The 23,068-nt window shown below is 69.1% G+C and carries 19 protein-coding genes and 1 pseudogene; 7 read left to right on the top strand and 13 right to left on the bottom strand.

Annotated features, from left to right (window positions below; translation table 11 throughout):
- The first annotated feature begins 76 nt into the window (after positions 1-76).
- Together QE399_RS11025 and QE399_RS11020 are read left to right on the top strand one after the other, a co-directional pair.
- The gene (locus QE399_RS11025) at positions 77-1,747 is read left to right on the top strand and encodes a Na/Pi cotransporter family protein (protein WP_309828715.1); all 1,671 of its coding nucleotides are present in this window, start codon (positions 77-79) and stop codon (positions 1,745-1,747) included.
- Between the two features lie 117 nt (positions 1,748-1,864).
- Entirely contained in the window at positions 1,865-2,038 is a 174-nt protein-coding gene (locus QE399_RS11020) for a hypothetical protein (protein ID WP_309828713.1), read from the top strand.
- Here QE399_RS11020 and QE399_RS11015 read toward each other — a convergent pair.
- Positions 2,035-2,907, bottom strand: coding sequence for a LysR family transcriptional regulator (locus QE399_RS11015; protein WP_309828711.1), 873 nt, complete (start codon positions 2,905-2,907; stop codon positions 2,035-2,037). The two genes, QE399_RS11020 and QE399_RS11015, sit on opposite strands and share 4 nt — an antisense overlap.
- A gap of 120 nt (positions 2,908-3,027) precedes the next feature.
- On the opposite strand from QE399_RS11015, the gene QE399_RS11010 reads away from it, so the two are divergent.
- Both QE399_RS11010 and QE399_RS11005 read left to right on the top strand, forming a co-directional pair.
- Positions 3,028-3,426, top strand: coding sequence for a tautomerase family protein (locus QE399_RS11010; RefSeq protein ID WP_309828709.1), 399 nt, complete (start codon positions 3,028-3,030; stop codon positions 3,424-3,426).
- A gap of 203 nt (positions 3,427-3,629) precedes the next feature.
- Complete coding sequence (locus QE399_RS11005; protein ID WP_309828707.1) at positions 3,630-4,694, top strand: NAD(P)-dependent alcohol dehydrogenase; 1,065 nt, start codon at positions 3,630-3,632, stop codon at positions 4,692-4,694.
- A gap of 436 nt (positions 4,695-5,130) precedes the next feature.
- Here the strand turns inward: QE399_RS11005 and QE399_RS11000 are convergent, their stop codons facing one another.
- Complete coding sequence (locus tag QE399_RS11000; protein WP_309828706.1) at positions 5,131-6,147, bottom strand: bile acid:sodium symporter family protein; 1,017 nt, start codon at positions 6,145-6,147, stop codon at positions 5,131-5,133.
- Between the two features lie 93 nt (positions 6,148-6,240).
- On the opposite strand from QE399_RS11000, the gene QE399_RS10995 reads away from it, so the two are divergent.
- Both QE399_RS10995 and QE399_RS10990 read left to right on the top strand, forming a co-directional pair.
- Entirely contained in the window at positions 6,241-7,134 is an 894-nt protein-coding gene (locus QE399_RS10995; protein WP_309828705.1) for a LysR family transcriptional regulator, read from the top strand.
- Positions 7,135-7,155: 21 nt separating this feature from the next.
- Positions 7,156-7,476: a hypothetical protein gene (locus QE399_RS10990; protein WP_309828704.1), complete on the top strand. Its 321-nt coding sequence runs from the start codon at positions 7,156-7,158 to the stop codon at positions 7,474-7,476.
- 78 nt (positions 7,477-7,554) lie between these two features.
- Here QE399_RS10990 and QE399_RS10985 read toward each other — a convergent pair whose 3' ends face one another.
- Both QE399_RS10985 and QE399_RS10980 read right to left on the bottom strand, forming a co-directional pair.
- Entirely contained in the window at positions 7,555-8,373 is an 819-nt protein-coding gene (locus QE399_RS10985) for an NUDIX hydrolase (protein ID WP_309828702.1), read from the bottom strand.
- The gene (locus tag QE399_RS10980; protein ID WP_309828700.1) at positions 8,370-9,356 is read right to left on the bottom strand and encodes a quinone oxidoreductase family protein; all 987 of its coding nucleotides are present in this window, start codon (positions 9,354-9,356) and stop codon (positions 8,370-8,372) included. Before QE399_RS10980 ends, QE399_RS10985 begins: the two co-directional genes overlap by 4 nt.
- Before the next feature lie 159 nt (positions 9,357-9,515).
- On the opposite strand from QE399_RS10980, the gene QE399_RS10975 reads away from it, so the two are divergent.
- Entirely contained in the window at positions 9,516-10,415 is a 900-nt protein-coding gene (locus QE399_RS10975; RefSeq protein ID WP_309828698.1) for a DMT family transporter, read from the top strand.
- Between the two features lie 32 nt (positions 10,416-10,447).
- Here QE399_RS10975 and QE399_RS10970 read toward each other — a convergent pair whose 3' ends face one another.
- The 9 genes and pseudogenes from QE399_RS10970 to QE399_RS10930 all read right to left on the bottom strand — a co-directional run bounded on the left by QE399_RS10970 (position 10,448) and on the right by QE399_RS10930 (position 23,065).
- A complete protein-coding gene (locus tag QE399_RS10970) occupies positions 10,448-13,129 on the bottom strand; it encodes a bifunctional diguanylate cyclase/phosphodiesterase (protein ID WP_309828696.1) in 2,682 nt (893 codons plus the stop codon).
- Complete coding sequence (locus tag QE399_RS10965) at positions 13,126-14,163, bottom strand: TRAP transporter substrate-binding protein (RefSeq protein WP_309832035.1); 1,038 nt, start codon at positions 14,161-14,163, stop codon at positions 13,126-13,128. Before QE399_RS10965 ends, QE399_RS10970 begins: the two co-directional genes overlap by 4 nt.
- A gap of 226 nt (positions 14,164-14,389) precedes the next feature.
- Positions 14,390-15,220 carry an SDR family oxidoreductase gene (locus QE399_RS10960; RefSeq protein WP_309828695.1) on the bottom strand — a complete coding sequence of 277 codons (831 nt, stop codon included), beginning with the start codon at positions 15,218-15,220 and terminating at the stop codon, positions 14,390-14,392.
- Between the two features lie 178 nt (positions 15,221-15,398).
- Positions 15,399-16,325, bottom strand: coding sequence for a DMT family transporter (locus QE399_RS10955; RefSeq protein ID WP_309828694.1), 927 nt, complete (start codon positions 16,323-16,325; stop codon positions 15,399-15,401).
- 332 nt (positions 16,326-16,657) lie between these two features.
- Positions 16,658-17,962, bottom strand: coding sequence for a DUF3422 family protein (locus tag QE399_RS10950; protein WP_309828692.1), 1,305 nt, complete (start codon positions 17,960-17,962; stop codon positions 16,658-16,660).
- A 219-nt stretch (positions 17,963-18,181) separates the two neighbouring features.
- Positions 18,182-19,693 carry a tripartite tricarboxylate transporter permease gene (locus QE399_RS10945; RefSeq protein WP_309828691.1) on the bottom strand — a complete coding sequence of 504 codons (1,512 nt, stop codon included), beginning with the start codon at positions 19,691-19,693 and terminating at the stop codon, positions 18,182-18,184.
- 18 nt (positions 19,694-19,711) lie between these two features.
- Entirely contained in the window at positions 19,712-20,203 is a 492-nt protein-coding gene (locus tag QE399_RS10940; protein ID WP_309828690.1) for a tripartite tricarboxylate transporter TctB family protein, read from the bottom strand.
- Positions 20,204-20,436: 233 nt separating this feature from the next.
- Positions 20,437-22,231 (bottom strand): annotated as a pseudogene (gene tfpB, locus QE399_RS10935) (type IV pilus assembly ATPase TfpB).
- Between the two features lie 63 nt (positions 22,232-22,294).
- Positions 22,295-23,065, bottom strand: a complete 771-nt coding sequence (locus QE399_RS10930; protein ID WP_405043522.1) for a class I SAM-dependent methyltransferase — start codon at positions 23,063-23,065, stop codon at positions 22,295-22,297.
- Between the last annotated feature and the right edge of the window lie 3 nt (positions 23,066-23,068).

The raw sequence follows: 23,068 nt of genomic DNA, 5'->3' as shown, positions 1-23,068 counted from the left end.
TGTTCGGCGCGCGCAGCGTGTGCGCCCTGCGGACGTGGCTGTCTGCCCGCCGTTCGAAGGAGTTTGATTTCCGCCCATGAAGCACCTGTTGAATCTGTTGTCCGCCGTGGCCCTGCTGGTCTGGGGCACCCACCTCGTGCGCACGGGCGTCCTGCGCGTGTTCGGCGCGAACCTGCGCACGATGCTGGCGCGCAGCATGGGCAACCGCTTCACCGCCGCGCTGTCGGGCATGGGCGTGACGGCGCTGGTGCAGTCGAGCACGGCCACCTCGCTGATGACATCGTCCTTCGTGGGCCAGGGCCTCATCACGCTGCCGGCCGCGCTGGCGGTGATGCGCGGCGCCGACGTGGGCACGGCGCTGATGTCGGTGCTGTTCTCGTTCGACCTTTCGTGGCTGTCGCCGCTGTTCATCTTCGTGGGCGTGGTGCTGTTCGTCAGCCGCCAGGCCAGCACGCCCGGCCGGGTCGGCAAGGTGCTGATCGGCCTGGGGCTGATGCTGCTGGCGCTGGAAATGGTGGTGCAGGCCAGCGGTCCCATGCTGGCCTCGCCCATCATCAAGGCCATGCTGGGCTCGCTCAACAGCGACATCGTGCTGGAGATCTTCATGGGCACCATGCTGGCGGTGCTGGCGTACTCCAGCCTCGCCATCGTGCTGCTGATTGCGGCCATGGCCGCCTCCAGCGTGGTGCCGCTCGATGTGGCCCTGGGCCTGGTGCTGGGCGCCAACCTGGGCAGCGGCCTGCTGGCCGTGCTGACCACGGCCAAATCCGCCGTCGAAGTGCGCCAGGTCACCGTGGGCAACATGGCCTTCAAGCTGATGGGCGTGATCATCGTGTCGCCCTTCATCGGCCTGTGGCTCAAGTACGTGCAGCCGCACATGCCCGGCACCGCGCAGGGCGTGGTGCTGTTCCACCTGGGCTTCAACGTCATCATCAGCATCGGGTTCATCGGCTTCACGCAGACCGTGGCCCAGTGGGTGGCACGGCTGCTGCCCAAGCCCGTGGGAACGCAGAGCCGGCGCCCGCACCACCTGGACCCGTCCGCACTCTCCACGCCCTCGCTGGCCATCTCGTGCGCCGCGCGCGAGGCGCTCTACCAGGCCGACGTGGTCGAGACCATGCTGCTGGGCGTGCACGACGTCATCCAGAAGAACGACGTGCAGCTGGCCGAGCGCCTGCGCAAGATGGACGACGAGGTGGACGAGTTGTATTCGTCCATCAAGTACTACCTGACCAAGATCTCGCGCGAGGGTATGGGCGAGGAGGAAAGCCGCCGCTGGACGGACATCATCAGCTTCACCATCAACATGGAGCAGGTGGGCGACATCATCGAGCGCGTGCTGATCGACATTGAGGACAAGAAGATCAAGAAGGGCCGCCAGTTCTCCGAGGCCGGCATGGCCGAGATCACCGAGCTGCACGGCCGCCTGATCGACAACCTGCGCCTGGGGATGAGCGTGTTCCTCAACGGCAACGTACGCGATGCGCAGAAGCTGCTGGAGGAGAAGGCGCGCTTCCGCGACCTGGAACGCGCCTACGCGGCCAGCCACCTGGTGCGCCTGTCCGACAAGACGGTGCCCAGCATGGAGACCAGTTCGCTGCACATCGACCTGATCAGCGAACTCAAGCGCATCAACTCGCACATCTGCTCGATCGCCTACCCGATCCTGGACACCGCCGGCGTGCTGGCGCCCAGCCGCCTGCGCACGGTCAACGCCGCACCAACGGACACCCCCGCGGCGCAGTGACGCCAGCAGGCAGGGGCGCAAGACCCTGCGCGCGCCGCAGTGCGGCCAGCGCCTACGTGGGCGGCGGGCGGTGCATGCCAGCATGGACTCCACCCATTCCTTCACTTTGGAGCCGCCATGTCCACCACCCCACGCAAGCCCGCCAGCGACGAACCGGAAGTCACCCAGGAAAACGACATACCGCTCGACGGCAAGGACCCGGTGGGCGAGGACATGATGAAAGAGGTCCGGAACGACCGCCTGAAGGTGCCGCCCGGCGAGGAAGAGCAGGCGGAACGCAAGCAGCCCTAGCCGAAGTCGGCCGCCAGCACCTGGCGTGCACGCTGGACGTGGTCCGATTCGCCGGCACGCGGCGGCAGCACCACGAAGCGCGCCTGCGGCAGAGCGGGCAGCTTCCACGCCGCAGGCAGCACCTGCACCCCCTCGCCCAAGGCCGAGGCGTTCAGGCAGGCAATGCCCAGGCCTGCGGCCAGCGCGGACTGCAGCCCGGCCACGCCGGAGGCCATGAGCGTAATGGCGAACGGCACACGCCGGCGCCGCAGCAGGGCCACCGTGAACTGGTGCAGCGAACACGTATCGGGCAGGGCCAGCAGGCGCAGCGGCACCCCGGCCGCCGGCGGTGCGCCCAGGGCCTGCACGGCGCCCATCCAGTGCAAGGGCTCGCGGCGCAACACATGGCCGCCGGAAGAGCGCCCTCCTGCGGCAGCGGGCAGCCGTAGGGTCAGGCCGACGTCGAAGCCGCCCTGCGCATACGCAGCCTCGATCTCGCCGCTCTTTTGCACCGTGACCTGCAGGCGCACACCGGGGTACTGCGCTTGCATGCGCGCCAGCAGCCCCGCCAGATCGGCCGGACGAAAGTAATCGGTGACCCCGAGGCGCAGCGTGCCCTGCAGGGCCACGCCGCGCAGATCGCGCCAGGCCTCTTCGCTCAGCGCCAGCAGGCGCCGTGCGTGCGCCAGCAGGCGCAGCCCCGCCGGAGTCGGCACCACGCCGGCCTTGGAGCGCACCAGCAGCGCCTGGCCGGCCTGGTCTTCCAGCTTGCGCAACTGTTCGCTCACGGCCGATTGCGACAGGGACACCCGGGGCGCGCCGGAGGTGAGGCTGCCGGCATCGACCACGGCAACGAAGCTCTGGAGCTGGTCCAGCGGAAAGGGGCGCATGCGAAGCCTCCGTTTGATCCATCGGCAAAACCGTCGGATGACTTCTAATTATCCCGCTTTTCCGATGGATACAAGTAGCGAAGAATTGGGCGCATCACCATCACTGCACCGGAGATCGCCATGCCCCACACCGTCATCCACCTCAGCGGCAAGCCCGACGCCGCCCTCGCCCGCCGTGCCATGCAAGCCGTTTCGGACATCACCCAGCGGGTGCTGGGCAAGCAGCTGCCTGTGATCGCCACGACCGTGCAGTTCATACCGGCCGCGCAGTGGTTCGTGGGCAGCGCATCGCTGGAAGAGCTGGAGCAGAGCGCGTTCCACCTCGACATCAGCATCACGGACGAAACGAACACCAAGGCCGAGAAGGCGCAGTACCTGCGCGAGGTGTTCGCGGCCTTCGCCGCCTTGCGGCCGAATCTGCACCCGGTCAGCTATGTGCACCTGATCGACGCCCGCGCCGCCGCTTACGGCTACGGGGGCCGCACGCAGGAGTGGCGGCACCAGCAGGCGGGCGTTTGAGGGCCTGCGCATCCACCGACTGAACGGCAGGGCTTCCCACCGGTCTCGTCCGCCCGCCCGCGCGACTACCGGTCCGCCAGGGACATCGGCGCGCTGCCGGTGTCCGCATTCCGTTGGGGGTTGAACGCCGGGCCGCTGGCAGGGCGGCACCGGTTCGGCTAAGGTCGGCCGCTGTCATCCACCCACCCACCGGAGCCACCACCATGCGCACTGCCACCCTGGCCTACGGAGCCACATCATCCACCGCGCCCCTGGGCCCGCTCACCATCGAACGCCGCGCGCCCGGCGATCTGGACGTGGCCATCGACATCCTGTACTGCGGCGTCTGCCATTCGGACCTGCACACCGCGCGCGGCGAATGGGGCGGCACGCAGTACCCCAGCGTGCCCGGCCATGAGATCGTGGGCCGCGTCACGGCCACGGGCGCATTGGTGTCCAAGTTCCAGGTCGGCGACCTGGTCGGCGTGGGCTGCATGGTCGACAGCTGCCAGCACTGCCAGCCCTGCGGCGATGGCCTGGAGCAGTACTGCGAGAACGGGTTCACGGGCACCTACAACGGCCCCGAACAGGGCACGGGCGCAAACACGTTCGGCGGCTATTCCGCGCAGATCGTCGTGCGCGAGAACTTCGTGCTCAAGATCACCCACGATGCCGGCTCGCTGGCCGCCGTGGCGCCGCTGCTGTGCGCCGGCATCACCACCTACTCGCCACTGCGGCAGTGGAGTGCGGGCCCCGGCAAGAAGGTGGGCATCGTCGGACTGGGCGGCCTGGGCCACATGGGCGTGAAGATCGCACGCGCCATGGGCGCGCACGTGGTGCTGTTCACCACCTCGGCCGACAAGCGCGACGACGCGCTGCGCCTGGGCGCGCACGAGGTCGTGGTGTCCAAGAACGCCGACGAGATGGCGGCCCACGCCAACAGCTTCGACCTGATCGTGAACACCGTGGCGGCGCCGCACAACCTGGACGCCTTCCTCGCACTGCTGACGCTCGACGGCACCATGACGTTGGTGGGCGCGCCCGGCAGCCCGCACCCGGCGCCCAATGTGTTCAGCCTGATCATGAAGCGCCGCCGGCTGGCCGGCTCGCTGATCGGCGGCATCCGCGAAACACAGGAGATGCTCGACTTCTGCGCCCAGCACGGCATCGTCTCGGATATCGAAACGATCCGCATGGACGAGATCAACGACGCCTACGAGCGCATGCTGAAGAGCGATGTGCGCTACCGCTTCGTGATCGACATGGGGACTCTGCAGACAACCCCCTGAGGCGCTACGCGCCTTCCCCCTTCCCCCTTCTCTCATCCTGCGCGATGGGAAGGGAGACGCCGCCGGCGCGGCGGGGCGGCCCTTGCGCGGCGGCCGCTAGCCCTGGGCGTGGCCGTGGACCAGGCCGAGAGCAAAACGGCCGCCCTTGAGAGCCTGTTTACGATCTCACAGGGGAACGCGTTGGAGCGCAATCGGGATGAATGGATGCTGCGGATGCGCCGCATGGGCTCGTGCCCATGCAAGCAGCCGGGGCGTCAAGGCTTCTTTCCTGTGGCCCGATTGCGCTCCAACCCTTCGGGCAGTGGCGTTTGCGGGCGGTCTGCGGCGTTGCGATGCTGGTGGATAGCCGGGCTATCCACTGCGCACCGCGCCTGGCATCCCATCCCGCAAAGGCCGCTGCGCGCCCCCTGGAAGATCGTAAACAGGCTCTGTGGCCTCAGCGCCCGGTCGGCGCAGCTTGTGCGGCGGGCTCCTGCACAAGTTCCGCGCGGCGCGCATAGCGCTGGGCCAGCACGGCGCAGACCATCAGCTGCATCTGGTGGAACACCATGAGCGGCAGCAGAATGGCGCCCACGGCGTGCGAGGCGAAGAGCACCTTGGCCATGGGCACCCCGCTGGCCAGGCTCTTCTTGGAGCCGCAGAAGACGATGGTGATCTCATCCTCCTTGGAGAAGCCCAGCCGGCGCGCCAGCCAGGTGGTGGACACCAGCGCCAGCGCGAGCAGCACGGCGCACACGACCACCAGGCCCGCCAGCGCCGGCAGCGGCAGCTGGCTCCACAGCCCCTCGACCACCGCCGCGCTGAACGCGGTGTAGACCACGAGCAGGATGGAGCCCTGGTCCACGAACTTCAGCACCGGCGCGTGGCGCTTGACGAAGCCGCCGATCCACGGGCGCATCAAATGTCCGGCCACGAAGGGCACCAACAGCTGCAGCGTGATGCGGCCGATGTTCTGCAGCGTGTCGTGGTGGGCGCTGGCGCCGTTGGCCTCGGGCATGAGCAGCCCCACCAGCAGCGGCGTGATGACGATGCCCAGCAGCGTGGAGGCCGATGCGCTGCAGATGGCCGCCGGCATGTTGCCGCGCGCCATGGCGGTGAAGGCGATGGCGGACTGCACGGTGGCCGGCAGTACGCACAGGTAGATCACGCCCACATACAGATCCGGCGTGACCAGCGGCAGCAGCAGCGGCTTGAGCGCCCAGCCCAGCAGCGGGAACAGCACGAAGGTGGCGCTCACCACCACCAGGTGCAGCCGCCAGTGGCTGATGCCCGCGACGATGGCGTCGCGCGACAGCTTGGCGCCGTGCAGGAAGAACAGCAGCGCCACCGCGGCCACCGTGAGGTTCTCGAAGAAATGCGCCACGGCGCCCGAGGCGGGCAGCAGGCTGGCGAGCGCCACGGTGGTCAGCAGCGCGAGCGTGAAGTTGTCGGGAAGGAATCGGGGGCGGGCCATGGATGAAAACGCGGTGCGAAGGAAGCCGCTATTGGAACCGCCTGCGATTCCAAAGTGAAATGGATTGTTCTGATGGTTTTATGATCTCTGCGCATGAATGTCACCCTGCGCCAGCTGGAGGTCTTCCAGTCCGTCGCCGCCACGCGCAACTTCAGCCGCACCGGCGAGCGCGTCGGGCTCACGCAGCCCGCCGTCAGCCGCGCCATCAACGAGCTGGAGGCGCAGCTGGGCCTGAAGCTGCTCAACCGCACCACGCGCGAGGTGGAGCTGACCGAGGCCGGCCGCAGCCTGGCCGCCCGCCTCACCCGCGTGCTGGAAGACCTGGAGAGCACCCTGCTGGACGTGCGCGGCATGGCCACCGACCCGCGCGGCCGCGTGCGCGTGGCCAGCAGCCCCACGCTGTCGGCCAATCTCATGCCGGACTGCATCGCGCACTGCCAGACAGCGCTGCCCGGCATCCAGCTCGTGCTGCTGGACCGCCACCAGAGCGCCGTGCTGGACAGCGTGCTCTCGGGCGAAGTGGACTTCGGTGTGGTGATCGACCCCGGTGACCGCGAGCTGCTGGAGTGCGAAACCATCCTGGCCGAACCGTTCTGCCTGGCTTGCCCGCCCGACCACCGGCTGGCGCGCAAACGGCAGGTGCGCTGGACGGACCTGGCCGGCGAATCGCTGGTGCTGCTGGACCATGCCTCGGGCAGCCGCCGGCTCATCGACCGGGCCCTGGCCGACCACGGTGTGCCGCACACCGTGGCGCAGGAGGTGGGCCACCCCACCACCATCTTCCGCATGCTGGACGCCGGCCTGGGCGTGTCGGTGATCCCCACGCTGGCGCTGCCGCCCGAGGGCCTGCCGCGCCTGGCCGTGCGCCCGCTGCTGCCGCGCGTGGACCGCGAGATCGTGCTGGTGCACCGCCGCAACCGGGCGCTGGCGCCCGTGGCCCAGGCGGCATGGGACCTGGTGCGGGAGGTCGCTGCGCAGCGGCGTTAGGGGCGCCGGGAAGGCCGCACAATGGGCGCCATGTGCCGATGCCATCGTCCCCCGTTCCACTACAGCCACTACGAGCGGACCGACCTCGGAGACGATGCGCAAGGTGCGGACGTTGCGATCGATCGGTGCAGGTCCTGTGGCACGCGCTGGCTGCACTACCTCATCGAGGAGCCCCACTACACGGCCGCCGGCCGGTGGTGGCGGGTGAAGCTCCCGCCGGGCGTCGAGGTGCCCATCGACGAGGCGAAGCGTTTTATCGAGGCCCAGCAGGAAGGCTTCTGTGGCGGCAGCCGTTTCCAATCCTCGGGCCTTACGGTCCGCGCGCCCATTCGCGTGGACTGAACGGCGGCCCGATGCGGGCCGTTGGACCACCACCCACACGGCAGGCAAGCGGGCACAGGAGGGATGACAAGCGGCTACTTACTGCCCCCAGTGCGCCGCCATCACCAGCGCAGCCTCCAGGGTGAAACGATCCTGCGCCACGTCGAGCTGCAATTCCTCGGTGCTGCGCAGCGCAAACTCATCCACCTCGCCATCCTGGTTCGTTGGCTCCAGCCCCTCGGGCACGGTGGCACGGAACCAGTCGATGCGCTCGACCATGTAGCCGATGCCGCCCGCCTCGCTGCTGGGCCGGCTGAAGAGCACATGACCGCCCTGCGTGACATGTTGCAGGTCGGCCACGCGCAGGCCGGCCTCTTCCCAGGTTTCGCGCGCCAGGGCCTGCTCCAGCGAATCGGTGGCGGCGATCATGCCGCCCATCAGCGTGTCCCAGAGTCCCGGGTCGTTGGGCTTGGTGAGGGCGCGTTTTTGCACCCACATGCGGCCATCGGGCGCGAGGCCGACCAGGTGCACGGCCAGCGTGGCGATGCCCAGCACCCGCACGGCGCCGCGCTCGACCGTGGCCACGCGCTCGCCCCGCGCGTTGCATACGGCCAGTTGCTCGTTGCGCCAGGGGCCGCACAGGTGGGCGTCGCGCAGCGCGGCGGCCAGCGTGTTGAGGGCGTCGGTCGCGGCCTGCGCCGGAGCCTCCAGGTGCCAGCCTGCGCGACCCAAATGCTCCCGTTTTAGTAGCTGGTAGCGCTTATCCAGCAAGCGCTGGAGGCTGATTTGACCTAAAACCTCATCCACCACCGAGCCGACCTGCTGCCCCGCCACCCACAGCGGCAGGCGCGGCTGGACTGGCGGCTGCTGGGCCCGCTGGCGCGCGGCCTGCAGCCAAGGCGCCAACACCGCGCTCACGGCAGCGTGAGGATGGTGCAACCCGTGGTCTTGCGCGCTTCCAGATCCCGGTGCGCCTGTTGCACGTCGCGCAAGGGGTAGCGCTGCTCGATATGGATCTTCACCTGGCCGCTTTCCACCACCTTGAACAGATCGTCGGCCATGGCCTGGGTGGCCTCGCGCGTGGCGATGTGGGTGAACAGCGTCTGGCGCGTGACGTAGAGCGAGCCCTTGGCGCCCAGGCTGCCCGGCGCGAACGGCGCCACGGGGCCCGAGGCATTGCCGAAGCTGGCCATGAGGCCGAAGGGGCGCAGGCACTCCAGGGATCGGTCCCAGGTGTCCTTGCCCACCGAGTCATACACCACCTTCACGCCCTTGCCGCCGGTGATCTCCTTCACGCGCGCTGCGAAATCCTCTTGTTGATAGTTGATGGCGTGCGCCGCGCCGTTGGCCAGGGCCAGCTGGCACTTGGCGTCCGACCCCGCCGTGCCGATGAGCTGCAGGCCCAGGGCCTTGGCCCACTGGCAGGCGATCAGTCCCACCCCGCCCGCTGCCGCATGGAACAGCACGTGGTCGCCCGGCTGCAGGCCCTCCACGGGCCGCGTCTTCTTGAGCAGGTACTGCGCCGTCAGGCCCTTGAGCATCATGGCCGCGCCCGTCTCGAAGCTGATGGCATCGGGCAGGCGGCACACCGTCTTGGCGGGCATCACGCGCACTTCGCAATAGGCTCCGGGCGGGTTGCTGGCGTAGGCGGCACGGTCGCCCGCCTTCAGGTGCGTGACGCCCTCGCCCACCGCCTCGACGATGCCCGCGCCTTCCATGCCGATGCCTGCGGGCATGGACAGCGGGTACAGCCCGGTGCGGTGGTACACATCGATGAAGTTCAGGCCCACGGCATGGTGGCGGATGCGGATTTCGCCCGGCCCGGGCTCGCCCACGCTCACGTCGGCGATATGGAGTTCTTCGGGACCACCGTGCTGGCGGATCTGGACGGCAAGGCTCATGGGAAAGGTCTCCTGCAGGGCGCCGCGCGGGCGCATGAACGGACAACAACGGCCGCAACGGGTGCGAGCGGGGCATCGTGCCATGTTTCCGCGCGGCCTGCAGGCGCGGGGCGTCCGGCTCGCCGGTGCCGTGCCCGCCAGGCCCTACAGTTACGCCCCATGACGCAAAGACTCTCGCCCGGCACGGCCGCCATGCTGGCAGCCGCGCCCCTGATGTGGGCCGGCAACGCGGTGGTGGGCCGCCTGGTGCACACGCTGGTGCCGCCCCTCACGCTGAACTTCATCCGCTGGACCCTGGCCTTCGCCATCCTGCTGCCGCTGGCCCGCCACGTGCTGCGCGCGGACGGCCCCGTGTGGCCGCACTGGCGCCGCTTCGCCCTGCTCGGGCTGCTGGGCATCGGCTGCTACAACGCGCTGCAGTACATGGCGCTGCAAACCTCCACGCCGCTGAACGTCACGCTGGTGGGCTCGGGCGTGCCGGTGTGGATGCTGCTCGTCGGCCGGCTCTTCTTCGGCGTGGCGGTGCAGCGGCGCCAGATGGGCGGCGCGCTGCTGTCCATCGCCGGCGTGCTGCTGGTGCTGAGCCGCGGCGAGTGGAGCCAGCTGCTGGCGCTGCGCCTGGTGCCGGGCGACCTGTACATGGTGCTGGCCACCATTGCCTGGTCGTTCTACAGCTGGCTGCTGGTGCGCACGCGCGAGCCGGCGAGCATCCGCGGGGACTGGTCGGCCTTCCTGCTGGCGCAGATGGTGTTCGGCCTGGCCTGGTCCGGCGTGTTCGCCGCGGGCGAATGGGCCTGGGCGCCGCGCCACATCGAATGGGGTTGGCCGCTGGCGGCGGCGCTCGCCTTCATCGCCATCGGGCCGGCCGTGCTGGCCTACCGCTGGTGGGGCGTCGGCGTGCAGCGCGCCGGCCCGGCCGTGGCGGGTTTCTTCATCAACCTCACGCCGCTGTTCGCGGCCGTGCTGTCGGCGGCGTTCCTGGGAGAGGTGCCGCACGGGTACCACGCGGCCGCCTTCCTGCTGATCGTGGGCGGGATCGTGGTGTCCTCGCGGCGCTGATCCGCGGCTGCGGCCCAGCGCCGCAGTGGCCCTCAGCCGTTGGCGTCGTCCGGCGCTGCAGGGAGCGCGCTGCGCTCACGCACCAGGGCTTGCAGCGCCTCCACCGGCATGGGCCGGCCCAGCAGGAAGCCCTGGTACAGCCCGCAGCCGTGGCGCACCAGGAACTCGCGCTGCGTCTCGGTCTCGACGCCTTCGGCGATGACTTCCAGCTCCAGGTTGCGCGCCATGCCGATGATGGTCTGCACGATCACGTCGTCGGTATGGCGCACGCCCAGGTTGCGCACGAAGGACTGGTCGATCTTCAGCTGGTGCAGCGGCAGACGCGTGAGGTAGGCGAGCGACGAATAGCCCGTGCCGAAATCGTCCACGGAGAAGCGCACGCCCTTGGTGCGCAGCAGGTGCATTTTGGCGACCGAGTCGTCGACGTTGTCCAGCACCAGCGACTCGGTCAGCTCCAGCTCCAGCAGATGCGGGCGGATGCCGGTCTGCTGCAGCACCTGCACCACCTTGGGCACGAAGTCGGCCTGGCGGAACTGCCGCGCGCTCACGTTCACCGCCAGGTGCAGGTCCTTGAACAGCGGATCGGCCTGCCACGCCGCCAGCTGCTCGCAGGCCGTCTGCAGCACCCACAGGCCGATGGGCACGATCAGTTCGCTGTCCTCCGCCACGGCGATGAACTGGGCCGGCGACACCAGGCCGCGCTCGGGATGCAGCCAGCGCAGCAGCGCCTCGGCCCCCACCAGCCGGCCCTGGCGCGTGAACTGCGGCTGGTAGTGCAGCGCGAACTGCTGCCCGGCCAGCGCGGCCTGCAGGTCCGCTTCGAGCTGCGCGCGGCGGCTGATGGCCACCTGCATTTCCGGGTCGAAGAAGCACAGGTTGTTGCCCCGCTGCGCCTTCACCTGGTACATGGCGATATCGGCCTGCTTGAGCAGCTCAGCCGCCGACTGCTCCACATGGCCGAACAGCGTGGCCCCAATGCTGCAGTTGCTGTGGTGCAGCTGCGCCCCGAGCTGGTAGGGCTCGTTGAGGTGGTGCAGGATCTTCTCGCCGATGCGGCGCGCCAGCGAGGCCGCCTCGGCGCTGTCGGTGGACAGGTCGCGCAGCATCACCACGAACTCGTCGCCGCCCAGGCGGGCCACCGTGTCGGCCGCGCGCACGCAGGCCCCCAGGCGACGCGCGACCTGCTGCAGCAGCTGGTCGCCCACCTCGTGGCCCAGCGTGTCGTTGAGGGTCTTGAAATGGTCCAGGTCCAGGAACAGCAGCGCCCCCAGCTCCCCCGAGCGCGCGGCGGCCACCTCGGCCTGGTGCAGCCGGTCCAGCAGCAGGCGGCGGTTGGGCAGGCCGGTCAGCGGATCGTAGAAGGCCAGGTTCTCGATCTCCGCCGCCGCGCGGCGCATGTCGGTCACGTCGTGGTAGGAGATCATCACGCCGCCCTGGGGCGTGGCGCGCTCGGTGATCTGCACGAAGCGGCCGTTGGGCTGCAGCTGCTCGTGCGTGCCGCGCGGCAGGCTCTGCTGCAGCATGCGCTGCTCCACCCACTCGGCCTGCTGCGCGGCCGGCGCGCCGGGCAGGTGATGGCGCACCGACGCCTCCAGCAGGGACCGGAACGGCACGCCGACGGCCACCACCTCCTTAAGCCAGGGGAAGATTTCCTCGAACCGGCGGTTCCACTGCAGCACGCGGTTTTCGGCGTCGAGCAGCATGAAGCCGCTGACCATGGAGCCCAGCGCCTGCTCCAGCGTGGATTTGGACTCGGCGATGGCCAGGCGTGCGCGGTGCATGCGCTCCACATAGGTCAGCGCCAGGCCGCCCGCCACCAGCAGGATCACGCCGAAGAGCACCGCCACGAAGATGATGGCGTTGCGCTCGCTGCGCCAGGACGCCAGGGCCGCCTCCTGCGGCAGGCTCGCCGACACCCACAGATGCTGGTAGAGGATGGGGCGGGCCACCACCAGCGCAGGCACGCCGCTGATGCGTGCCTGCAGGCCCCAGAGGCTGCGCTGCTCGGGCTGGTCCGTGAGCGGCCCGACGGACGGGTCGCGCCGCACCTCGCCACGGCCCCAGGCGCCGATCAGCATCTCGCCATCGCTGCGCTCCAGGGTGACCTCCAGGCCGGGAATGTCCACGCCCTGCATCAGCACCGACACCAGCATGCTGGAAGGCACCTGGGCGATGGCCAGCAGGCGCTCGCCATCGGCCATGCGCACCTGCCGTGCCATGAAGAGCACGCGCTCGGAGCTGACGCTGCTGATCACCGGCGTGCTGAGCAGCAGGCTGGGCGTCGATTGCCGCAGGCTCTCCTCGAAGAAGCCCGGCGGCAGCTCGTCGGCCACGCGCAGGCCCGCCTGGTCGGAGGAGGCCACCACCTCGCGTCCCTCCGCCACCAGCACCACGTAGCGCACCATCAGGTTCTGGCGCGCCGCGCCGCGCAGCAGCTGGCCCGCGCCCTGGGGATTGAACTGCGCGCGCGACACGGCGGCCAGGTCGAGCAGTTCCTCGGTGCTGGCCAGCAGCACATCGAACGACAGCAGCGCCCGGTTGATGGAGGCTTCGGCCCCCGCAGCGAACCGCACCACCTGCGCCTCGCTGTCGTTGAGCGAGGTTTGCCGGGAACTCCAGACCAGCAGCGCGGCCGCAGTGACCAGCGCGGCCAGCATCAGGCCCACCAGTCCCAAGACAGTCAGGCGGGTCCGCAGTGGCCGGTAGTGGTTCATGGCTGCCGCGGGGCTTCAATGCCCTGTACGGGGCCGATGGTGGCGGCCCAGACGTCCGCGCAGCGGACCGTGCAGCGGCGCATCCAGCGCGGCAGCACCGCCGTGCGCAGCAGCGCCTGGCGGCGCCGGTCGTCCGCCGCCGAGACGGGCACCAGCACCATGCTGCCGCGGCTGCCCTGGGCGCAGGCCGAGGTGCCGGTATTGCAGGCAATGCCTTCGGCGGTCTCCTGCTCGGCGCTGGCCCAGATGGCGGCCTCCAGCTTGGGCAGCTCGGCCCGCAGCAGGCGGCGCAGATCGGGCGGCATGGCGTTCCAGGCCGCCCGGTTGGCGCCGAACAGCGCGAGGCCCCAGGTCAGCGGCATGGGATAAAGGTGCGTCGTCACGGTGTGCAAGCCCAGCGTGTTGCCGGACATGGCCCCGGTCACGACGCATTCGGTCTCTCCCGACTCCAGGCTGCTGCGCATCTGCGCGAACGAGGTCAGCACGGGCACCCCGCCCACTGCGGCGATGAAGTCCGCCTGGGCGGCCGACGACACGCGGATGCGGCGGCCTGCCAGATCGGACAGCTGCGCCATGGCGCGCTTGCAGAACAGCACCTGCGCGGGGTAGGTATAGATGGCCAGCAGCTCGACGTCGTGTTCTTCCCGCAGCACCTTCTCCAGGTAGGGCCGCGTGGCGGCGACCGTGGCGCGCAGCGCGGCGATGGAGGGGTTCAGACCCGGCAGGTCGGCGGCCGTGTACTGCGGGTACTGGGCCGACAGGGAACTCATCAGCGTGGTGCCCAGCGGCACGACGCCCAGCTGCAGCAGGCGCAGCATCTCCATGCCGGGCACGCCGGCCCGGTCGAACGGTACGACGTCGGCGCTGTAGCGCCCGCCGCTCAACTGGGCCAGGTCGCGCGACCAGAAGGGGCCCTCCAGCTGGGTGTATTGCGTGATCGCCGCCAACCCTCCGACCACCCGCAGCCGGACGGGCGCGGGGCTGGCCGCCGCAGGCCCCGGGGCCGCACGGGAGGCCGACGGCCGTGCTGGCATGGCCTGCGAGGCGGTGGGCGCGGTCTGCGCCGCCGCGGGCCCCATGCCGGCCGACAGGACGAGCAGGGCTGCCCCCACGCACAGCCTGCGCAGGACGAGGAAGAGGTGTGGTTGCATCGGCATGTAAAGACAACCCTTCGACGCGGGCCGGCGGCCCGCCGCGCTCATTCTTCACCACATCGGCCGCGCCGTGGAGGGCCAGCGGCAGCCAACGTGACACCGGGGATCAGTAGGTTCCCTGGTAGGCCCCTCCGTCCGTCAGCACGTTCTGCCCCGTCATGTAGCCGGCCTGCACGCTGCACAGGAAGGCGCAGATCGCACCGAACTCCTGCGGCGTGCCGTAGCGGCCCGCCGGGATGGCGGCCTGCTGGGCGCGGCGCACCTCTTCGATGCTCTTGCCCGACTGGTCGGCATTCGTCTTGATGTTGCTGGCCAGGCGGTCGGTGTCGAACTTGCCGGGCAGCAGGTTGTTGACGGTGACGCCCTTGGACGCGATGCCGCTGCGGGCCGCGCCGGCGACGAATCCGGTCAGGCCGCTGCGCGCGCCGTTGGACAGGCCCAGGATGTTGATGGGCGCCTTCACCGCGCTGGAGGTGATGTTGACGATGCGCCCGAAGCCGCGGGCGGCCATGCCGTCCACCGTGGCGCGGATGAGTTCGATGGGGGTCAGCATGTTGGCGTCCAGCGCCTTCACCCAGGCGTCGCGGTCCCAGTCACGGAAGTCGCCGGGCGGCGGGCCACCGGCATTGGTGACCACGATGTCGAAATCCTTGCCCGGCCCGCCCGCGACCGAGAAGGCAGCGGCGCGGCCGGCCTCGGTGGTGATGTCGGCAGCCACCGTCAGCACCTGAGGCTTCAAGCCTTTTCGGGCCGCAGCGCTGTCTGCATCAGCGGATACAGCTATCAAATGCGAAGCAGCTTGCTCCAGCGCCGCCGCGTTGCGCGCGTTGATGACGACGTTGACGCCCTCGCGCACCAGCGCTTCGGCGCAGCCCAGTCCCAGCCCCTTGCTGGCGCCGCAGACCAGCGCCCATTTACCGGCAATACCCAAATCCATCGATGTCTCCGTGGTGGCGGCCCGCACCGGACCGCAATTGACAATGCTCAAACGATCATAGTGGACGGCAGCCCGCCGCGGGCCGGATTTTCCGTACTGTGGAAGTGCGCTGACACAGCGGGCCGCTGCCGTGCCCCGGACTCGGCCGGATGGCATCTCCGTTTGTCTGCCCCGCGCGTCAGGCGGGCCGCCGTGCCAGGCGCGTGAAGACGAAGATGCCGAAGATCACCAGCGCCGTGCCCGCCGCCACCCACAGCGTGAAGGGCTCGTCCAGCAGCCACACGCCCATGAGGATGGTCGACAGCGGCCCGACCATGCCCGTCTGCGCGGCCATGCTGGGCCCGATGCGCTCGATGGCCATCATCACCATCAGCACCGGCACCGCCGTGCACAGCGTGGCGTTGAGCAGCGACAGCCAGAGCACCTCGGGCGCGACCACGGCCGCGCTCATCGGGCGCAGCACCACGAACTGCACCAGGCAGCACACGCACGCCACGGTCGTGGCCAGCCCCACCAGGCGCAGCGAACCCAGCCGCTGCACCATCTCGCCGCTGTAGACCAGATAGATGGCGTAGCTCACGGCCGACAGGAACACCAGCAGCACGCCCCAGGCCACGTGGGGGCCCTGCAGGTGCACCTCCTGGCCGAAGACCAGGATCACCCCGCAGTAGCTGATCGCCATGCCGGCCATCTGGCCCCAGCGGATGCCGCGCCCGTACATCGCCCAGCCGAGCAGCACCACCAGCGTGGGGTTGAGGTACAGGATGAGCCGCTCCAGGCTGGCGCTGATGTAGGCCAGGCCGGCGAAGTCCAGGAAGCTCGCCAGGTAGTAGCCCGTGACCCCCAGCCAGGCGATGCCCACCCAGTCCTTGCGGGTGAGCGGCGGCTTGCCGCGACTGGCCCACCAGGCCATGACGGCGAAGATGGGCAGGGCGAACAGCATGCGGTACATGATGAGCGTGACCGCATCCACGCCGTGACGGTAGGCCAGCTTGACGATGATGGCCTTGCCGCTGAAGGCGATGGCGCCGAAGAAGGCCAGGGCCAGGCCGATTGCTACTCTTTTGCTAGCTGCTTGCGCTTGCTGCGATGGGGCTGGAGGCAATTTTGACTGCAATTCTTGAGAAAACCGGTCCCGCCTCGTGGGCAGGACGTGTGGGGCCTGCCAGTGTGGCACGCAGGCCGCGGCCGGTGTGTCGCCATTGAGTGCGGCGGCCCCCGCCGCCCGCGATGGCCGCGGGCTGGCACGCATAGGGCCGTACACCGCCCGTCAGCAGGCGTGAATGAATCCGGCGTGGCCCGGCAGGCTGCCAAAAACAAAAGCGGCCCATCAAGGCGCAAAGCGCGGCCGCGGCCCCGGCTGTAGCCAGCATCTGCAACGCAGACGGGGCGTGCTTCGGCACAACGAGCAGGCATGGTGGGTTCGTTCCCCCCTTTTCAGTGCCGTCCCGAGAACATGCGCCGGTGCATGCGCCGCAGCGACCACCACACGCTGAACGCCACGACCGGAATGGCGATGGCGGCCGTAGTCTCCGGCTGCAGCGGCCAGCCCAGCTTCTGCGCCCCCTTGGCCAGGTAGCTCACCAGACCGGCGATGTAGTACGTGATGGCGGCGACCGACAAGCCCTCCACCGTGGACTGCAGCTTGAGCTGCAGGTCCTGGCGCTGGTTCATGCCGGACAGCAGCGCCTGGCTGCTCTGCTGCTGCTCGATCTCCACACGCGTGCGCAGCAGATTGCTGATGCGGGAGACGCGCTGCGACAGCGCGTTCTGCCGCCGCGCCGCCCATTCGCAGGTGCTGCGCGCCGGCGTCAGCCGGCGGTCCATGAACTCGCCGATGGTCTGCATACCGGCCAGGCGCGATTCACCGATGTCCTGGATGCGCCGGTCCACCAGCTCGAAGTAGGCACTGCTGGCCGAAAAGCGCGAATGCGTGGCGGCGTACTGCCCCTCGACCTGGCCGGCCAGCCGCGTCAGGCGGTCCAGCAGCGCAGGCTCGTCGTCGCGGTTGGCCGTGCGGATGGCGTCGGCCAGCGCCGCCAGTTCGCGCTCGGCATAGGCCAGCGCGGCGCCCGCCTCGCGCGCGGCGGGCAGGCCCAGCAGCGCGGCCATGCGGTAGGTCTCGATCTCCAGCAGGCGCTGCACCAGCCGGCCCAGGCGGCGCGGCGTCATGCTGCCGGCCAGCAGCAGCATGCGCGAAAAGCCGTCGGCATGGATGGCGAAGTCGGTGTACGCCTCGCCGTGCCCGCCGGCCACGGTGGAGGCGACCAGCGTGTCGTCGTGCAGCATGCGGCGCACCAGCGTGCCGGCACCCGGGGCCTGGGCCGACAGCACCCACAGGTGCAGGCTGCTCAGGCATTCGCCGGGCAAGGCCGCCAGCCAGTCCAGCGGCACTTGGCCGATGGCGCCGGCGGGGACCCTGTCGTTCCAGCCGTCGTCGGCCAGCGGCACCATGAACGTCCAGGAGACGAATTCGGTGTGCAGTTCCCAACGGATGCGGAAAGCGCCCAGGTCCACGCGCAGGTGCGTGCTCTGTGCGTCCGGCTGGGCCTGGTGGTGGTCGCGCAGCAGCCGGGCCAGGTGCGCGCGGCTCGCCTCGCGCTGGTCCGCGTCGGCCAGCATCACCACATGCGAGATCGCCAGCGGCGCGCCCATGGCTTCCGGCGGGCGGGCGTGGATCTCGTTGTGCAGTTGCGCCCGCAGGGCGTGCTGGCGGGGATGCTGGTGGTGGGCGAGCGGCATGGGCGGAAGGGCGCGAAGGCAGGGGCGATCAAATTCGGACAGGGGCGGCAGCCCCGAACCTGCAAGAGCCATGCCCTGCAGGGGCGCCGCATTGTGCCCCAGCCCGGGCACCGGCGCGACCGCCGGGCGCACAAAAGCCAACGGCACCCGAAGGTGCCGTTGGCGGGGTCACGGCAGAAGGCGCGGCACAGGCCGCCCCTTCTGCGGGGCCGGGGGGCGTCAGTCTTCGACGAAGGCCTCTTCGCGCTTCTTGCTCACGGCAGGCAGCAGCACGATGACCAGCAGCAGCACGGCGGCGGCCAGCAGACCGGCGGAGATCGGACGCGTGACGAAGACGCTCCAGTCGCCGCGCGACAGCAGCAGCGCACGGCGCAGGTTCTCTTCCATCATCGGGCCCAGGATGAAGCCCAGCAGCAGCGGTGCGGGTTCGGTGCCCAGCTTGTAGAACACGTAGCCGACGAAACCGAAGATGCCCACCATCCACACGTCGAACGTGTTGTTGTTGGTGCCGTACACGCCCACCGCGCAGAACAGCACGATGGAGGGGAACAGCCAGCGGTAAGGCACGGTCAGCAGCTTGATCCACATGCCGATCAGCGGCAGGTTCAGGATGATCAGCATCGCGTTGCCCAGCCACATCGAGGCGATCAGGCCCCAGAACAGCTCGGGGTTGCTCGTCATCACCTGGGGACCAGGCTGGATGTTGTGGATCGTCATGGCGCCCACCATCAGCGCCATCACGGCGTTGGGGGGAATGCCCAGCGTCAGCAGCGGAATGAAGGAGGTCTGTGCACCGGCGTTGTTGGCGGCTTCAGGAGCTGCCACGCCGCGGATGTTGCCCTTGCCGAACGGGACTTCGCCGGCATGCAGCTTGGTCTTCTTCTCGATCGTGTAGGCGGCGAAAGCCGACAGCAACGCGCCACCACCAGGCAGGATACCCAGGGAGCAGCCCAGGGCCGTACCACGCAGCACGGCAGGCAGCATGCGCTTGAAGTCTTCCTTGGTGGGGAACAGGCCCTGCACCTTGGCGGTGAAGACTTCACGGTCTTCTTCGGGCTTGGACAGGTTGGCGATGATTTCGCCGTAGCCGAACACACCCATGGCGATCACGACGAAGTTGATGCCGTCGGTCAGTTCAGGGATGTCGAAGCTGTAGCGGGCCACGCCCGAGTTCACGTCGGTACCGACCAGGCCCAGCAGCAGGCCCAGCACGATCATCGAAACCGCCTTCAGCAGCGAGCCCGAAGCCAGCACCACGGCGCCGATCAGGCCCAGCACCATCAGCGAGAAGTATTCGGCAGGACCGAACTTGAAGGCGATCTCGGTCAGCGGAGGAGCGAAGGCCGCCAGGATCAGCGTGCCCACGCAACCGGCGAAGAACGAGCCCATGCCGGCAGCCGCCAGCGCGGGGCCCGCCCGGCCCTTGCGCGCCATCTGGTAGCCGTCGATCACGGTCACCACTGAGGATGACTCGCCCGGTAGGTTCACCAGAATGGCGGTGGTCGACCCGCCGTACTGCGCGCCGTAATAGATACCGGCCAGCATGATCAGCGCAGCCACGGGGGGCAGCGCGTACGTGGCAGGCAGCAGCATGGCGATGGTGGCCACGGGGCCGATGCCCGGCAGCACGCCGATCAGCGTACCCAAGATACAGCCGATCAGGCAGTAAATCAGGTTCTGGAAGGTGAAGGCGACGCCGAAGCCAGTCGCCAGGTTGTCAAACAATTCCATGGTCGTCGATGCTCCTGCTTAACCCGAAATGAAACTGGGCCACACCGGGAACTGCAGCTTCAGCGCCCACACGAAAGCCACGTAGCTGCCCACCGCCAGGATGGTCGCCAGGACGAAGGTTTCCTTGTAGTTCACCTTTTCACCCGCCTGGGCCGCAATGAACACCAGGCCGTAGATGGCGACGATCAGGCCCATGGCCGGCACGCCGAAGCTCGGCAGGCCTGCCAGCAGAACGCCGAAGGCGAAGTTGGATGCCAGGATGAAGAAGATCTGCTTCCAGGCCCACTTGCCGATCTTGTCGCCGTCGTTGCCGCTCTCCACCACCGTGGCGTAGAACGTCACCGCAGCGCCGAGGATGGCGAGCAGGATGCCGAGGATCAGAGGGAAGTAGCCGGGGCCCATGCGGGCGCCGGAACCGATGTTGTAGTTACCTGCGCCGATGGCAAATGCCAGGCCCACGCCCATGAACATGAGGCCTGAAAAAAAGTCTTTTTGACTCTTGATTTTCACAATAGTGTCTCCTGAGAGGATTCGCGACGGGCGATTGTGACGCGCAACCCCCAGGGGATCGATGTGGATTCCACTAACAGAGGGATACCCCGGGGGTGGTGCCCGCAAAGCGAGCATCCATGCGGGTTCCAGGGCACCAGGGCGGTGCGTCGGCGGCCCCGCCGCGGGTGCTTCGAAACGCGCCGGCAGAGGTCTGCGCCCGTTTGGTGCGGCGCGGCCGAACCTCGGCGGGCCTACTCCAGCGGCGGCGTGGTGGCGATCACTTCTTCGAGCGTGGTCACACCCTCGGCCACGCGCAGGGCGCCCGCCAGGCGCAGGGGCCGCATGCCGTCCTGCACGGCCTGGCGGCGCAGCGCCTCGATGGACGGGGATTGCGTGATGCGCTCCTTCAGCGCCTCGCTCACCGCCAGAAGCTCATACAGCCCCATGCGCCCGCGGAAGCCGCTCATGCGGCAGTCCACGCAGCCCACCGGCCGATAGGGCTGGTAGCCGCCGTTGATCTTCCAGGGCTTGATGAAGTCCGCCAGCGCCTGGGGCGACGCCGACTCGTCCTTCTGCTTGCACTGTTTGCACAGCGTGCGCACCAGCCGCTGCGCCAGCACGCCCAGCAGCGTGGCGTTGAGCAGGTAGGCCGGCACGCCCAGCTCCATCAGGCGGGTGATGGCGGAGGGCGCGTCGTTGGTGTGTAGCGTAGAAAACACCAGATGCCCGGTGAGGGCGGCCTGGATGGCCATCTCGGCGGTCTCCAGGTCGCGGATTTCGCCCACCATGATGATGTCCGGGTCCTGGCGCATCAGGGCGCGCAGGCCTTCGGCGAAGTTGAAGTCGAGCTGCGGCTGCACCTGCGTCTGGTTGAAGCTGGGCTCGATCATCTCGATGGGGTCTTCCACCGTGCTCACGTTGACCTCTTCGGTCGCCACTCGCTTCAAGGTGGAGTACAGCGTGGTGGTCTTGCCCGAGCCGGTGGGCCCGGTCACCAGGATGATGCCGTGCGGGCGCTTGACGAGCTGCTCCCAGCGCTGGGCGTCGTGCACCGCGAAGCCCAGCGCGTCCAGGTCCTTGACGGCGTTGTCCGGGTCGAAGATGCGCATCACCATCTTTTCGCCGAAGGCCGTGGGCAGGGTCGACAGGCGCATTTCCACTTCATCGCCGCGCTGGTTGCGGGTCTTGATGCGGCCGTCCTGCGGGCGGCGCTTTTCCACCACGTCGATGCGGCCCAGCAGCTTGATGCGCGAGACCATGGCGTTGTGCACGCCCATCGGCATCTGGTAGACGGGGTGCAGCACGCCGTCGATGCGGAAACGGATCACGCCCTGCTCGCGCCGCGGCTCCAAATGGATGTCGCTCGCGCGCTGGTCGAAGGCGTACTGCCAGAGCCAGTCCACCACCTTGACCACGCCCTGGTCGTTGGCATCGAGCTGCTTGTTGCTGCGGCCCAGCTCCACCAGCTGCTCGAAGCTGCTGCCCGCGCTGGCGCCGCCTGCCTTCTGCGCGGCCCGCACCGACTTGGCCAGCGCGAAGAACTCGGCCGTGAAGCGCTGGATGTCCTGCGGGTTTGACAGCACGCGGCGCACCGTGCGGCGCGACTGGCGCTCCACCTCGGCCACCCAGTCGTCGATGAAGGGCTCGGCCGTGGCCACCACCACTTCCTGCGGCGTGACCTGCACCGGCAGCACCTTGTGCCGCTCGGCGTAGCTGGCGCTCATGGCGTCGGCCACGCGGCCCACGTCCACCTTGAGCGGGTCGATGCGGAAGTACTGCAGGCCGGTGCGCTGGGCGATGTACTCGGTGAGCATCTCCACGTCCAGCGGCTTGCCGTCGGCCGCGCGTGCCATGGCCACGCTGGCCAGGCGCACCAGCGGATGCTGGCTGCTCTCGGCCTGCGAGCAGCGTGCGATGGTGCGGGCGGCCTCCTCATTCCGAGATCACGCCGTCGGCCCGCAGCCATTCCACGATGCGCCGCCACTCCAAGGGGCCGGTGGGCTTGGGCGGCACCGGCTTCTTCCCGGGGGTCGTCTCGGTGGTCATGGGCAGTTCTTCTTTCAGGCAGGCGGATCAGGAAGCAGCAGAGAGCTGACGCAAGGGGTCCGTTCAGCCGATGGGCTTGAACACACGCGGCCACTTGCTCGCAGGCAGGTCCCAGCGTGCCTGCACCGCCTCGGCGCGGGCCAGCAGCTCGGCACGCTTGGGGGCCGTGGGCGTGCGCTGGGCCAGCACCACGGTGTTGCCCTCGCGCGTGGGCTTGAAGGCCCAGAGCGCGTCGCTGCCGAAGGCCTCGGCCATCTTGCCCAGGCTGCGTTCGTAGCTGGAGGCCCGGCCGAACAGGTTGACCGTCATCGCGCCGTCCTCGGTGAGCAGGGCGCGGCAGTCGGCATAGAACTCGGCGCTGTCGAGCACCGGCGCCGCCGCCTCGTGGTCGTACAGGTCCACCGCCAGCGCGTCGACCGTGCCCTGCCATTCGGGCTTGCGGATCTCGGCGGCCGCATCGGCCAGCACCACGCGCAGCTTGGGTCCGTCGGGCGGCAGCTTGAACCAGGCGCGGCACACGGCCAGCACCTGCGGGTTCAGCTCGATGGCCGTGCAGCACATGCGCAGCTTCTTGTGGCAGAACTTGGTGATGGCGCCGGCGCCCAGGCCCAGCTGCATGGCGTGGCGCTTGCCCACGCTGGCGGGCTCGACGAACAGCAGCCAGGCCATCATGCGCTGCACGTATTCCAGCTCGATGTCGAAGGGCTGGTCCACGCGCATGGATCCCTGGATCCAGGGCGTGCCCAGATGCAGGTGGCGGACCTCGCCGTCGTCGGAGACGCTCACTTCGGGCAGCTCGGCCAGGGTTTTCTTCTTGCGGGTCGTCGTCGTCAAATC

The sequence above is a fragment of the Paracidovorax wautersii genome, from assembly GCF_031453675.1.
Lineage (GTDB): Bacteria > Pseudomonadota > Gammaproteobacteria > Burkholderiales > Burkholderiaceae_C > Paracidovorax.
The sequence above is the reverse complement of the archived record's forward strand: the minus strand, read 5'-3'. Positions and strand labels throughout refer to the sequence as shown.